Here is a 13,396-nt window from a genome sequence, read left to right on the forward strand (position 1 = left end):
AGCACCCCCAGGAGCTACAACCCCCCCCCCCCCCCCCCCCCCCCCCCCGCCCCCCCCCGCCCCGCCCGGCCGCCCCGGGCGCGCGCCGCCGCCCCCCCCCCCCTCCGCCGTGCTCGCCGGCGGCGGTCTCGCGACCGCCGCGGTCGCCTCGGCCGCCCCCTCGGGCGCCGTCGTGGAGGTCCGCAAGGAGTCCGTCGTCGACGCCCGCAAGGAGTCCGCCGTCGTCGTGCGCAAGGAGTCGGTGGTCGACGCGCGCAAGGAGTCCGCCGTCGTCGTGCGCAAGGAGTCGGTGGTCGAGGCCCGCAAGGAGTCCACCGTCGTCGCGCGCAAGGAGTCCGTGGTCGAGGCCCGCAAGGAGTCGGTGATCACGCGCAAGGAGTCGGTCGTGGACGCGCGCAAGGAGTCCGCGGTCGAGGCCCGCAAGGAGTCGGTCGTCGACGCGCGGGAGCGCGAGCGCTGAGCGCACCCGGTCCCCCACGACGGCGGCGGCACCCCACGGGGTGCCGCCGCCGTCGTGCGTGGGGCCCGTCACATCCGCCCGCTGGACCCCGGTGCGGGCTGGGGTGACAGAATCACGCTGAGCAGTCCCCCGCACAGCCGACCTAGGAGCTTTTCGTGGCAGGTGCCGCCGGCCAGGAGTACGACGTCGTCATCCTCGGAGGAGGCAGCGGGGGCTACGCGTGCGCCCTGCGCTCGGCCGAGCTCGGGCTGTCCGTGGCCCTCGTGGAGAAGGACCTGCTGGGCGGGACGTGCCTGCACCGCGGGTGCATCCCCACCAAGGCCCTCATCCACGCCGCCGAGGTGGCGGACTCCGCCCGCGAGTCGGAGGCCGTCGGCGTGCGCGCCACCTTCGAGTCCATCGACATGGCGGGCGTGAACAAGTACAAGGACGGGGTCGTCTCCCGCCTGTACAAGGGCCTGCAGGGCCTGGTGAAGTCGCGCAAGGTGGAGCTGGTGCAGGGCACCGGCCGCCTGGTGGCCAAGAACACCGTCGAGGTCGACGGGCAGCGCTACACCGGCAAGCACGTCGTGCTCGCCTCCGGCTCCTACTCCCGCTCGCTGCCCGGCCTGGACGTCGGCGGGCGCGTCATCACCAGCGAGCAGGCGCTGCAGCTGGACTCGGTGCCGAACTCCGTCGTGGTCCTGGGCGGCGGCGTCATCGGCGTGGAGTTCGCCAGCGTCTGGAAGTCCTTCGGCGCCGACGTCACCATCGTCGAGGCCCTGCCGCACCTGGTGCCGCTGGAGGACGAGGCCTCGAGCAAGGCGCTGGAGCGCGCGTTCCGCAAGCGCGGCATCAAGTTCTCCCTCGGGGTGCGCTTCAAGGGCGCCGAGCAGACGGACTCCGGCGTGGTCGTCACCCTCGAGGACGGCAAGACGTTCGAGGCGGACCTGCTGCTCGTCGCCGTGGGCCGCGGCCCGAACACCGCCGGCCTGGGCTACGAGGAGCAGGGCGTGTCGATGGACCGCGGGTTCGTCCTCACCGACGAGCGCCTGCGCACCAACGTCGAGGGCGTGTACGCCGTCGGCGACATCGTGCCCGGCCTGCAGCTGGCGCACCGCGGGTTCCAGCAGGGCATCTTCGTCGCCGAGGACATCGCCGGCCTGGAGCCCGCGCCGATCGACGAGACCGGCATCCCGAAGGTGACGTACTCCGAGCCCGAGGTCGCCTCCGTGGGGCTGACCGAGGCCAAGGCCCGCGAGAAGTACGGCGACGTCGACGTGGTCGAGTACAACCTCGGCGGCAACGGCCGCAGCCAGATCATCGGGACCACCGGTTTCGTGAAGCTGGTGCGCCAGAAGGACGGCCCGGTCGTCGGCGTGCACATGGTCGGTTCCCGCATGGGCGAGCAGGTCGGCGAGGCCCAGCTCATCGTCAACTGGGAGGCCTTCCCCGAGGACGTGGCGAACCTCGTGCACGCCCACCCCACGCAGAACGAGGCACTCGGCGAGGCGCACCTGGCGCTGGCCGGCAAGCCGCTGCACTCGCACTCCTGAGCACCGGCGGGGCCGCGTCGGCGCGGCCCCGCCGCAGTCCCGCCCGAACCCGTCGGCGTCCCTCCGGGCGCCGGAGCACGTCCGTCCGTGAGGAGAACCGAACAGATGTCGAACCCGGTGCAGATGCCGGCGCTCGGGGAGAGCGTCACCGAGGGCACCGTCACCCGCTGGCTGAAGTCGGTCGGCGACACCGTCGAGGTGGACGAGCCCCTGCTGGAGGTGTCCACCGACAAGGTCGACACCGAGATCCCCTCCCCCGTGGCCGGCACCCTGCTGGAGATCCTCGTCGGCGAGGACGAGACCGTCGAGGTCGGCACCGACCTGGCGCGGGTGGGCGACGCCTCCGAGCAGGGCTCCGCCCCGCAGCAGAGCGCCCCCGCCCCCGAGCAGGCCCCCGCCCCCGTGGCGGAGCCCCTGCAGACGCAGCCCGACGCGCAGGGCGAGTCGCTGGCCGACGAGGTCGCCGAGCGCGAGACCGCCCGGCAGCAGGCCGAGGCCGCCACCCAGCCCGGCAACGCCCGGGGCGAGGGCGCTCCCGAGCCGCAGCAGGCGCCGCAGCAGCAGGCGCCGCAGCAGCAGGCGCCGCAGCAGCAGGCGCCGCAGCAGCAGGCGCCGCAGCAGGTGCCGGCCCCGCGCCAGGAGGCGCCGCAGCCCACGGGCGGCAGCACCTACGTGACCCCGCTGGTGCGCAAGCTGGCCAAGGACCTGGGCGTGGACCTGTCCACCGTCACCGGCACCGGTGTCGGCGGGCGCGTGCGCAAGCAGGACGTGCAGGCCGCCGCCGACGAGGCGAAGGCGGCCGCCGAGAAGGCCGCCGCCGCCGAGAAGGCCGCGCAGCAGCAGGCCGCCCCGGCGCCGGCCCCCGCCGCCGCGGCGCCCGCCCGGCAGCAGCCCCCGGCGTTCGAGGTGTCCGCCAAGCGCGGCACCACCGAGAAGATGTCCCGGCTGCGCAAGGTGATCGCCCAGCGCATGAAGGAGTCGCTGCAGAACTCCGCGCAGCTGACCACCGTCATCGAGGTCGACGTCACGCGCATCGCCCGGCTGCGCGCCCGCGCCAAGGACGGCTTCGCGGCCACCGAGGGCGCGAAGCTGACGTTCCTGCCGTTCTTCGTCAAGGCCGCGGTGGAGGCGCTCAAGCAGCACCCCACCCTCAACGCCAGCATCGAGGGCGACAGCATCGTCTACCACGCCAGCGAGAACATCTCGCTGGCCGTGGACACCCCCAAGGGCCTGATCACCCCGGTCATCAAGGACGCGGGCGACCTGAACATCGGCGGCATCGCCCGCAAGGTGTCCGACCTGGCCGCCCGCACCCGCAGCAACAAGATCACCCCCGACGACCTCGCCGGGGGCACGTTCACCATCACCAACACCGGCAGCGTCGGGGCCCTGTTCGACACCCCGATCCTCAACGCCCCGCAGGTGGCCATCCTCGGCACCGGCACGATCGTCAAGCGCCCCGTCGTCCTCACCGACGACGAGGGCCAGGAGACGATCGCGATCCGCTCGATGATGTACCTGGCCCTGTCCTACGACCACCAGATCGTGGACGGCGCGGACGCCGCGCGCTTCCTGCAGACCATCAAGAAGCGCATCGAGGGCGGCGCCTTCGAGGGCGAACTGGGGCTCTGAGCCCCTCCCGGCGGCCCCGGCCGCCGGACCGAGCAGCGCGGAGCCCCGTTCCCCACCGGGAGCGGGGCTCCGCCCGTCGCGGGGACCGCCGTGGAGAAGGCCGCGCCGGACCCGCCCTGGACAGAGGAGAGCGTCGTGCGCGTGGTGGTGAGCGGGGCCAGCGGCCTCATCGGCGGGCACCTGGTGCGGCACCTGCGCGGGCAGGGCCACGAGGTGGTCACCCTGGTGCGGCGCGCGCCGCGCGCGGCCGGGGAGGTCCGCTGGGACCCCGCGGCCGGCGAGCTCGACCCCGCCGCGCTGGGCGCCGTCGACGCCGCGGTGAACCTCTCCGGCGCCGGGGTGGGCGACCGCCGCTGGACCGAGGAGTACAAGCGGCTCGTGCTGTCCTCGCGGGTGGACTCCACCCGCACCCTCGTGCGGGCGCTGCTCGCGCTGGACACCGCGCCGCGGGTGCTGGTCAACGCCTCGGCCATCGGCGCCTACGGCGACGCCGGGGAGGCGGTGCTCACCGAGGACGCGCCGCGCGGCGAGGGCTTCCTCGCCGACGTCGTGGCGCGCTGGGAGGAGGCCGCGCAGCCGGCCGCCGAGGCCGGGGTGCGCGTGGCGCTGGCCCGCACCGGCCTGCTGGCCGACCCCGGCGGCGGCGCGTTCGGGCGGCTGCTGACCGTCTTCCGCCTCGGCGCGGGCGGCCCCCTCGGCTCCGGCCGGCAGTGGTGGAGCCTGATCTCCACGCCGGACGAGATCGCCGCGCTGACGTTCCTGCTGGAGCAGCCGGTGTCCGGGCCGGTGAACCTGGCCTGCCCGCAGCCGGAGCGCAACGCCGCGGTGGCCCGCGCGCTGGGCCGGGCGCTGCACCGCCCCGCGCTGCTGCCGGCGCCCTCGGCGGCGCTGCGCGTCGCGCTCGGCGAGTTCGCCGGGGAGGTCCTGGCCAGCCAGCGGGTCGTCCCGCGCGTCCTGCTCGAGGCGGGCTTCCGCTTCCAGCACCCCGACGCGCGGGCCGTGGCCGGCTGGCTGGCGGGGGCGCGCCCCGCAGCCTGACCGCGCTCTCACCGCGCCCCGACCGCGCCCCGACCGCGCCCGGGGTGCGGCGCCGCGCGCGCCGCACCACCCGCGGCCGGGTTCAGCCCACCGCCTGCACGCGCCACTGGCCCTCGACGCGCACCAGGGTCAGGCGCGAGCTGCGCGGCGCCGCCGCCGGCACGCTCGTCACCGCCCCGTCGGCGCCGACGACCTCGTGCGCCTGGGTGACCACGCTCGCCAGCACCACCAGGCGCTCCGGGGCGCGCTCCTCGACCGCCACGTCCAGCACCTCGAACGCCAGCCCGGACCAGCGGCTGCCCGCACCGCCCACCTGCGCCAGCAGCGCCTGGTCGGCGGACAGGGCCGGCGAGCCGGGGGCGTCCACCGCGGCCAGCGCCGCCGCGTCCAGCGAGCCCAGCGCCTCCGCGCGCCGGGCCGCGAGCTCGCGCACCGCCGCGGCCGCGTCCTGGCCGCGCAGCACCTCGTCGCCCACCCGGGCCGCACCGTCCGCACCGACCGCACCGCGCGGGCCGCCCGCGGAGGGCGCGGACGGCGGGGAGGGCGCGGACGGTGCGGACGGCAGGGAGGGCGCGGGCACCGCCGCCTCCTGGGCCCCGGCCGCCGGCGCGGCGGGCTCGCCGGCCACCGGGCGGGCCGCCGGGCCCGCGCCGCCCGCGGGGGCGTGCGGGCGCAGGGCGAGGACCGCCGCGGCGCCGGCCGCCACGGCCAGCGCGCAGGCCGTGCCCGCGGCGAGCCGGCGGGGCACCCGGCCCCGGGTCGCGGAGCGCTCCGCCGCTCGCCCCGCGCCCGGTCGTCCCGCACGTCCCGCACGTCCCGGGCGCCGCATCCCGGCGGGCTCGCCGTCCTCGCCGTCGCGGCCGGCGGTGGGCAGCGGCGGCGCCGCCCCGCGCACCGGCCGGGTGACCGGGACCGGCTGGCGCACGGCGTCCGGGGTCTCGGCGCCCGGGGTCCCGGCGTCCGGGGCCGCAGCGTCCAGGGCGCCGGCGTCCGCGGCGGGGCCCCGGCGGGCGGGCTCGGTCGCCCAGGCGCCGCGCCCGGCCGCGCGCACCGGGCGGGGCCGGGCGCACCCCTCGGCCGCCTGCGCCAGCTCCCCGGGGGTCGGGCGGCGCGACGGGCGGCGGTGCAGGCCCTCGCGCAGCACCGCGAGCAGCTCCGCGGAGGTGCCGTGCGGCAGGGCGGAGCCGGCGCGGCGCGCCGACCACCGCGTCACCCCGCCGGGCCCCGCCGGGGGCGCCGCACCCGTCAGCGCCCACCAGGCGACGGCCGCCAGGCCGTACACGTCGGACGCGGCGCCGAGGTCGCCGCCGGCGACGACGGCCGGGTCGGCGAAGCCGGGGGTGCCGAGCACGCTGCCGTGCTGGCGGCCCAGCGCCCGCGCCAGCCCCAGGTCGGCGAGCAGCGGCTCGCCGCGGGCGTCCAGCAGCACGTTGCCGGGCGCGACGTCGCCGTGCACCACGCCCGCCGAGTGCAGCTCCTCCAGCGCCGGGCCGAGCACGGACAGCAGCCCGACGACCTCGGCGGCGCCCAGGCGGCCGCGCTGCTCGAGCACCCGCGCCAGGCTGCCGCCGGGGGCCAGGTCCAGCACGAGCACCGGCCGGTCGCGCTCGTCGCGGGAGATGTCGTGCACGGCGACCACGCGCGGGTGGCGCACGCGGCGCAGCAGGGACAGCTCGCGCAGCAGCTCACCGCCGTCACCGGCGCCGTCACCACCACCGCCGCCGTCAGCGCCCGCGGCGGGGGCGTCCGCCAGCGGCTGCAGCACCTTCAGCGCGCGCAGCACGCCGTCCGGGCCGGCGCCGGCCCACACCACGGCCGAACCGCCGGCCCCCAGCAGGTGGCGCACCTCGTAGCCGTCCACCCGCGGCGGCCGCCGGCGCGGGTCCTCGTCGAGCTCGGCCAGCGCCACCCGCCGGGCGGCGCGCACCGCCCCCCGCAGACCGCCGGCGACGGGCAGCACCCCGGGCACCGCCGGCACCCCGGCCTCGGCGGCGACCCCGCCGGCGCCGTCGAGACCACCGGAGGTGCCGGTGGAGGTGCCGGTGGAGGTGCCGGTGGGGTCGCCGTCGTCGGCGTGCCGGCCGCGGCGCACGGACCGCACGCCCGGGGCCGGGGCGGGCCCGGGGACGGACGCCGGGCCGCCCGTCCCGGGCCGGGGGTGCGGGCCGTCGCCGGGGCGGCCGTCGAGGGGGTCGTCGAGGAGCACGCGGGACAGGGAACCGCACGCGGCGGGATGGTCGCGCCCGTCATCCACAGCCTCGATACGCTCGGGGGGTGATCCCCAGCGCCACGTCCCTCGAGCGGTCGGACCCCCTGCTCCCGGCGATCCCGTCGGGGAAGGCCTCGCCCTCCCCCGCGGTCCCCTCCCCGGAGCTGCCGCCCTCCGCCGACGTCGTCGTCGTGGGGGCCGGCCTCGCGGGCCTGGCCTGCGCGAAGCACCTGACGGACGCGGGCGTGGACGTGACGGTCGTGGAGGCCTCCGACGGCGTGGGTGGGCGCGTGCGCTCCGACGTCGTCGACGGCTTCCGCGTGGACCGCGGCTTCCAGCTGATCAACCCCGCGTACCCGGAGCTGCACAAGGTCCTGGACGTGGCGGCCCTGGGCCTGCAGCCGTTCGACGCGGGCGTGGCGGTGCACCGCGGCGGGCGGGTGGCCGCCGTGCGCGACCCGCGCCGGCACCCCGCGGGCGTGGTGGAGGCGCTGCGCTTCCCGCTGGGCGGCGTCAAGGACAAGGCCGCGGTGGCGCGGTGGGTGGCGCGGGTGCTCAGCGCCGGCGACCTCAAGGGCCCCGACACCGGCTGGGCCGAGGCCCTGGACGAGGCCGGCGTGCACGGGGACCTGCGGTGGTCGGTCATCGAGCCGTTCCTGGCCGGCGTGCTCGGCGAGGTGGACGGCACCACCTCGCGGCGCTTCGTGGACCTGGTGGTGCGCAGCTTCCTGCGCGAGACGCCGGGCCTGCCGGCCGGCGGCGTGCAGGCGGTGCCCGAGGCGCTCGCCGCGCAGCTGCGCCCCGGCTCGGTGGTGCTGGGCACCGAGGTGCGCCACCTCGGCCTGGCGCCGCGCTCGATCGTGCTGGAGACCACGGCGGGCGGGGTGAACGCGCAGGCGGTGGTCGTGGCCACCGACGGCGGCGCGGCCGCCCACCTGGTGCCGCGCTCGGCGGTGCCGGACGCGCACGCGCTGTCGGCGTTCTGGTACGTCACGCCCTCCTCCCCCGCGCCGGCCTCGCGCGAGCGGCTGCTGCACCTGGACGGCGACCGCAGCGGCCCGGTGGTCAACACCGCGGTGGTCTCCGCCGTGGCGCCCAGCTACGTGCCCGCCGGCGACCGGCGCGGCCTGGTCGCCGCCCTGCTGCTGGGCAGCGACACCTCCGCCGGGACCGAGGCGCGGGTGCGCGCGCAGCTGGGCCGCGTCTACGGCGCCGCGACCTCCGGGTGGGAGCTGATCGCCGTGCACGACCTGCCGCACGCGCTGCCGGTGCTGGAGCCGCCCTTCGACGGCCCGCGCCCGGTGGAGGTCGGCGACGGGATCTTCGTCACCGGCGACCACCGGGAGAACCCCTCGCAGCAGGGGGCGCTGGTGGCCGGGCGCCGGGCCGCCGACGGCGTGCTGAACCGGCTGGGGATGGGGCGCCGCCGTGCCGGCTGAGCGGCCCACGATCGTGGCCACCTCCGGCGGCTGGCGCCGCCGCGAGCGCGGCGGGCTGGACTGGGCGGGCACCGCGCACGAGGCGGTGCGCCTGGCGCGGGTGCCGTCCTCGCGCCGGCCGCGGCTGACGTACCTGGGCACCGCGGGCGGCGACCAGCGCTCCTGGGCGGCGGAGGTGCACGCCGCCGGGGAGCGGGCCGGGTTCGAGACCACGGTGCTGGACCTGTTCCCCATGCCCTCGGTGGACGACGTCGCGCTGCACCTGCTGGACCGCGACGTGGTGTGGGTGGGCGGCGGGTCGGTGGCGAACCTGCTGGCCGTGTGGCGGGTGCACGGGCTGGAGGGCGCGTTCCGCGCCGCGTGGGAGGCCGGGGTCGTCCTGGGCGGGGTGAGCGCCGGCTCGATCTGCTGGTTCACCGGCGGCACGACGGACTCCTTCGGCCCGGAGCTGCGGGCGGTCACCGACGGGCTGGGCCTGCTGCCGTACGGCAACGGGGTGCACTACGACTCCGAGGCGCGCCGGCGCCCGCTGGTGCACGCCCTGGTGGCCGACGGCACCCTGGGCGAGACGCACTGCACCGACGACGGGGTGGGGCTGGTGTACGCCGGCACCGAGCTCGTCGAGGCGGTGGCCGAGGTCGACGGCAAGGGGGCGTACGTGGTGCGCCGCGAGGGCGGCGAGGTCGTCGAGACGCGCCTGGAGCCGCGCCGGCTGCCGTCCTGAGGCGCGCCGGGCGCGCGCGGGCGCGGACGTAGGCTGCCCGCGTGACGACGGTGCGGGCGGACGCTCCGGCGGTGAGCCGCTGGGACCTGGGCGAGGCGCTGGTGGAGTACGGCGCGGCGTGGGAGCGCCAGCGCGCCCTGCACGCGCAGGTCGCCGGCGGCGAGCGCGGCGACACGGTGCTGCTGCTGGAGCACGAGCCGGTGTACACCGCCGGCAAGCGCACGAACTCCTGGGAGCGGCCGGTGGACGGCACCCCGGTGGTCGACGTGGACCGCGGGGGCCGCATCACCTGGCACGGGCCGGGGCAGCTGGTCGGCTACCCGCTGGTGCGGCTGCGCTCGCCGATGGACGTGGTGGGGTACGTGCGCCGCGTGGAGCAGCTGCTGATCGACGTGGCGGCGCGCTTCGGCGTGGAGGCGTTCCGGGTGCCCGAGCGCACCGGCGTGTGGGTGGCCACGCACGCCCCGGCGGTGCCGGGCGGGCGGTGCGAGGCGAAGGTCGCCGCGATCGGGGTGCGCGTGGCGCGCGGGGTGACGATGCACGGCTTCGCGCTGAACTGCGACACCGACCTGCGCGGCTTCGGGTCGATCGTGCCGTGCGGGCTGCCCGACGCGGGCGTGGCGAGCCTGTCGTCGGCCTCGGGCCGGCGCGTGGGCGTGCTGGAGGCGGCGGCCGTCGTGGAGGAGCTGCTGCCGGCGGCGGGGCTGGCCGGCTGACCCGGCCGGCCCCGCCGCCGCGGTTCACAGCTGCGGGCGGACCTCCTGGGCCACCAGGTCCAGGTGCTCCAGGTCGGACAGGTCCATGACCTGCAGGTAGAAGCGGGTGATGCCCACCTGCGCGTAGCGGCCGATGGTGTCGACGACCTCGGCGGGCGTGCCGGCCAGGCCGTGCTCGCGCAGCTCGGCGGGCTCGCGGCCGATGGCCTGCGCCCGGCGCACGACCTCGGCCTCGTCGCGGCCGCAGCACAGCACCAGCGCGGCGGAGAAGGTGATCTCGCCGGCGTCGCGGCCGCGCGCCTCGCAGGCCTCGCGCACGCGCTGCACGGCGGCGCGGGTGTCGTCCAGCTCGGCGAAGGGCAGGTTGAACTCGTCGGCGTGCTGGGCGGCCAGGGCGGGGGTGCGCCGCTTGCCGCCGCCGCCGACGATGATCGGCACCTTGGCCTGGACGGGCTTGGGCAGCGCCGGGGAGCCCTCGAGCCGGTAGTGCTCGCCGGTGTAGTCGAACGTCTCGCCGACGGGGGTGCGCCACAGGCCGGTGACGACCTCCAGCTGCTCGGCGAAGCGGTCGAAGCGCTCCTTCAGCGGCGGGAACGGGATGCCGTAGGCGGCGTGCTCCTCCTCGTACCAGCCGGTGCCCAGGCCGAGCTCGACGCGGCCGCCGGACATCTCGTCGACCTGGGCGACCTGGATCGCCAGGACGCCGGGGTGGCGGAAGGTCGCGGAGGTGACCAGGGTGCCCAGGCGCACCCGGGAGGTGTCGCGGGCCAGGGCGGCCAGGGTGGTCCAGGCGTCGGTGGGGCCGGGCAGGCCGCTGCCGCCCATCGTCAGGTAGTGGTCGGAGCGGAAGAAGGCGTCGTAGCCGGCCTCCTCGGAGGCGACGGCGACGCGGCGCAGGGTCTCGTAGCTGGCGCCTTGCTGGGGTTCGGTGAAGATGCGCAGGTCCACGACGCCGATCCTGCCCGGCGCCGGCCGACCGCGCTCTGGCAGGGTCGTCGCGTGACCAGCTCCCCCGCCGACCCGCCCGCCGCCGCGTCCGCGCTGCCCGTGCTGCCGTCCACCGCCCGCGCCCTGGACCACCTGCTCGCCGGCGCGCAGGCGCGGCACCGCCTGCCCTCGGTGGTGGCGGGCGTGGTGCGCGGCGGTCGGCTGGTGTGGTCCGGCGCGGCGGGCACCGCGGTGGTGGACCCGCTGGGCGCCGAGCCGGCGACGGCGGGCACGCAGTACCGCATCGGCTCGATCACCAAGACGTTCGTGGCCGCCGGGGTGCTGCGCTGCGTGGAGGACGAGCTGGTGGGCCTGGACGACCCGTTGGGCCGGCACCTGCCCGAGCTGGGCGCGCACGGGGTGGGCGCGCTGACGGTGGGCCAGCTGCTGGGGCAGGCCTCGGGCCTGCAGGCGGAGACGGACGGGCCGTGGTGGGAGCGCACGCCGGGCGGGGACTGGCGGCAGCTGCTGCCGCTGCTGGGGCCCGGGGCGCTGCGGCACCGCGCGGGGGTGCGCTTCCACTACTCCAACGTCGGCTACGGCGTGCTGGGCGAGCTGCTGGGGCGCGTGCGCGGCGCGGCGTGGGACGAGGTGGTGGCCGCGCAGTTCCTGCGGCCGCTGGGCATGGACCGCACGAGCGCGCGCCCGCAGGAGCCGGCCGCGCGGGGCTTCGCGGTGCACCCGTGGGCGGACGTGCTGCTGCCCGAGCCGGAGCACGACGCGGGCGCGATGGCGCCGGCGGGGCAGCTGTGGTCGACGGTGCAGGACCTGGCCCGCTGGGCCGGGGCGGTGGCGCACGGGGCGGGGGTGCTGCGCCGCGAGACGGTGCGGGCGGCGTGGCAGCCGCAGGTCGTGGACGACGCGCGCGGGGCGGCGTGGGGCGCCGGCTACGGGCTGGGCCTGCAGGTGTGGAACGCCGGCGGCCGGCGGTTCGCGGGGCACTCGGGCTCGATGCCGGGGTTCGTGGCGCTGCTGCGCGTGGACGTGGAGACCTCCGACGCGGTGGTGGTGCTGACGAACTCCACGACCGGCCCCGGCGACCTGGGGGTGCGGCTGCTGGCGGCGTTCACCGACGCCGAGCCGGCGCCGCCGCGCCCGTGGCGGCCGCGGGCGGTGGGGGCGGACGTGCTGGAGCTGGTGGGCCCCTGGTACTGGGGGCCGACCCCGCTGCTGCTGCGGGCGGGGCCGGACGGCTCGCTGGAGCTGACGGGCATGACGGGGCCGGCGCGCTCCTCGCGCTTCGCGCGCGAGGCGGGCGCAGGGGCCTGGCGCGGGCTGGACGAGTACTACGCCGGGGAGGTGCTGCGCCCGGTGCGCGGGGCGGACGGCGCGGTGAGCCACCTGGACCTGGCCAGCTTCCGGCTGACCCGCATCCCCTACGACCCGGGCGCGGACGTGCCCGGCGGGGTGGACCCGGGCGGCTGGCGCCCGTGACCCCGCCCACGGCGCGCGCCGGGCGGTGCGGGGCGGGACGTACCCTGAGCGCGTGACGATCGCACCCGAGGGACGGCGGATGCTGCGCATCGAGGCGCGCAACGCGGAGACGCCGATCGAGCGGAAGCCGTCGTGGATCCGCACCAGGGCGCGCACCGGCCCGGAGTACACCGAGCTGAAGGGCCTGGTGCGCAGCGGCGGCCTGCACACGGTCTGCGAGGAGGCCGGCTGCCCCAACATCTACGAGTGCTGGGAGGACCGCGAGGCGACGTTCCTCATCGGCGGCTCGGAGTGCACGCGCCGCTGCGACTTCTGCCAGATCGACACCGGCAAGCCCTCGCCGCTGGACCGCGACGAGCCGCGCCGGGTGGCGGAGAGCATCCGCACCATGGGGCTGCGCTACGCCACGATCACCGGGGTGGCGCGCGACGACCTCGACGACGGCGGTGCGTGGCTGTACGCGGAGACGATCCGCCAGACCCACGCCCTGAACGAGGGCACCGGCGTGGAGATCCTCGTGCCGGACTTCAACGGCCGCCCCGAGCTGCTGCAGCAGGTCTTCGACGCCGCCCCGGAGGTCTTCGCGCACAACGTGGAGACGGTGCCGCGCATCTTCAAGCGGATCCGCCCGGCGTTCCGCTACGAGCGCTCCCTGGACGTCATCGCGCAGGGCCGCGCCGCGGGCCTGGTGACGAAGTCCAACCTCATCCTGGGCATGGGCGAGACCGACGAGGAGGTCGTGGAGGCGCTGGCGGACCTGCGCGGCGCCGGCTGCGACATCGTCACGATCACCCAGTACCTGCGGCCCAGCCCGCGGCACCACCCGGTGGAGCGCTGGGTCAAGCCCGAGCGGTTCGTGGAGTTCTCCGCCGAGGCCGAGCGGCTGGGCTTCTCCGGCGTCATGGCCGGGCCGCTGGTGCGCTCCTCGTACCGCGCCGGGCGGCTGTGGGCGCAGGCGACGCGCCGGCGCGGGGCGCAGGTCCCGGCGCACCTGGCGCACCTGGACCGCGAGGTGCCGGCCGCCCAGGAGGCCTCCAGCCTGCTGGCCCGCTGAGCCCGCGGCCCCGCTGAGCCCGCTCCCCCCACCGCTCCCCGGCCCGCCCGGCGCACCGCCGGGCGGGCGGGGGGCGGTGGGCCCGCGCCCGATACTTTAAAGCAATGCACCACGTTATACGCGCGCGGGCGCGACCCCCGCCCCGAAGGCGGGCGCGGCCCCACCCCC

Annotated in this window: 11 protein-coding genes; 9 read left to right on the forward strand and 2 right to left on the reverse strand. The window is 77.7% G+C overall.

The annotated features are described in order from the left end of the window. The first annotated feature begins 109 nt into the window (after positions 1 to 109). From ACRYR7_RS20000 to ACRYR7_RS20015, 4 genes are all read left to right on the forward strand, one after another. On the forward strand, positions 110 to 460 hold the full coding sequence (locus ACRYR7_RS20000; protein ID WP_432573872.1) for a hypothetical protein: 351 nt from the start codon (positions 110 to 112) through the stop codon (positions 458 to 460). Positions 461 to 615: 155 nt separating this feature from the next. Further along, the gene (gene lpdA, locus ACRYR7_RS20005) at positions 616 to 1,995 is read left to right on the forward strand and encodes a dihydrolipoyl dehydrogenase (RefSeq protein ID WP_432573873.1); all 1,380 of its coding nucleotides are present in this window, start codon (positions 616 to 618) and stop codon (positions 1,993 to 1,995) included. 105 nt (positions 1,996 to 2,100) lie between these two features. Further along, on the forward strand, positions 2,101 to 3,627 hold the full coding sequence (gene sucB, locus ACRYR7_RS20010) for a 2-oxoglutarate dehydrogenase, E2 component, dihydrolipoamide succinyltransferase (protein ID WP_432573874.1): 1,527 nt from the start codon (positions 2,101 to 2,103) through the stop codon (positions 3,625 to 3,627). Positions 3,628 to 3,717: 90 nt separating this feature from the next. Next, positions 3,718 to 4,665, forward strand: coding sequence for a TIGR01777 family oxidoreductase (locus ACRYR7_RS20015; protein ID WP_432573875.1), 948 nt, complete (start codon positions 3,718 to 3,720; stop codon positions 4,663 to 4,665). A gap of 82 nt (positions 4,666 to 4,747) precedes the next feature. Here ACRYR7_RS20015 and ACRYR7_RS20020 read toward each other — a convergent pair whose 3' ends face one another. Continuing rightward, positions 4,748 to 6,871, reverse strand: coding sequence for a serine/threonine-protein kinase (locus ACRYR7_RS20020; RefSeq protein WP_432573876.1), 2,124 nt, complete (start codon positions 6,869 to 6,871; stop codon positions 4,748 to 4,750). Between the two features lie 68 nt (positions 6,872 to 6,939). On the opposite strand from ACRYR7_RS20020, the gene ACRYR7_RS20025 reads away from it, so the two are divergent. From ACRYR7_RS20025 to lipB, 3 genes are read left to right on the forward strand one after another with little or no spacing between them, the layout of a single operon-like run. Next, the gene (locus tag ACRYR7_RS20025) at positions 6,940 to 8,313 is read left to right on the forward strand and encodes an NAD(P)/FAD-dependent oxidoreductase (RefSeq protein ID WP_432573877.1); all 1,374 of its coding nucleotides are present in this window, start codon (positions 6,940 to 6,942) and stop codon (positions 8,311 to 8,313) included. Further along, on the forward strand, positions 8,303 to 9,037 hold the full coding sequence (locus tag ACRYR7_RS20030) for a Type 1 glutamine amidotransferase-like domain-containing protein (RefSeq protein WP_432573878.1): 735 nt from the start codon (positions 8,303 to 8,305) through the stop codon (positions 9,035 to 9,037). The genes ACRYR7_RS20025 and ACRYR7_RS20030 overlap by 11 nt, the downstream gene beginning before the upstream one ends. Before the next feature lie 41 nt (positions 9,038 to 9,078). Beyond that, positions 9,079 to 9,753, forward strand: a complete 675-nt coding sequence (lipB, locus tag ACRYR7_RS20035; protein ID WP_432573879.1) for a lipoyl(octanoyl) transferase LipB — start codon at positions 9,079 to 9,081, stop codon at positions 9,751 to 9,753. Between the two features lie 24 nt (positions 9,754 to 9,777). On the opposite strand, the gene ACRYR7_RS20040 is transcribed toward lipB, so the two are convergent. Beyond that, entirely contained in the window at positions 9,778 to 10,701 is a 924-nt protein-coding gene (locus tag ACRYR7_RS20040; protein ID WP_432573880.1) for an LLM class F420-dependent oxidoreductase, read from the reverse strand. Between the two features lie 51 nt (positions 10,702 to 10,752). Here ACRYR7_RS20040 and ACRYR7_RS20045 point away from each other — a divergent pair, with 51 nt between their 5' ends. Further along, positions 10,753 to 12,174 (forward strand): serine hydrolase domain-containing protein, encoded by a 1,422-nt coding sequence (locus tag ACRYR7_RS20045; protein WP_432573881.1) that lies wholly within the window; start codon positions 10,753 to 10,755, stop codon positions 12,172 to 12,174. Positions 12,175 to 12,226: 52 nt separating this feature from the next. Beyond that, positions 12,227 to 13,228, forward strand: a complete 1,002-nt coding sequence (gene lipA / locus ACRYR7_RS20050; protein ID WP_432573882.1) for a lipoyl synthase — start codon at positions 12,227 to 12,229, stop codon at positions 13,226 to 13,228. The last annotated feature ends 168 nt before the right edge of the window (positions 13,229 to 13,396 follow it).

It is taken from the genome of Kineococcus gurbantunggutensis (assembly GCF_050871925.1).
Lineage (GTDB): Bacteria > Actinomycetota > Actinomycetes > Actinomycetales > Kineococcaceae > Kineococcus.

What these genes read in the sequence shown, in the direction of transcription:
- sucB (WP_432573874.1), top strand. Translation starts at nt 2,101, where the DNA reads ATGTCGAACCCGGTGCAGATGCCGGCGCTCGGGGAGAGCGTCACCGAG.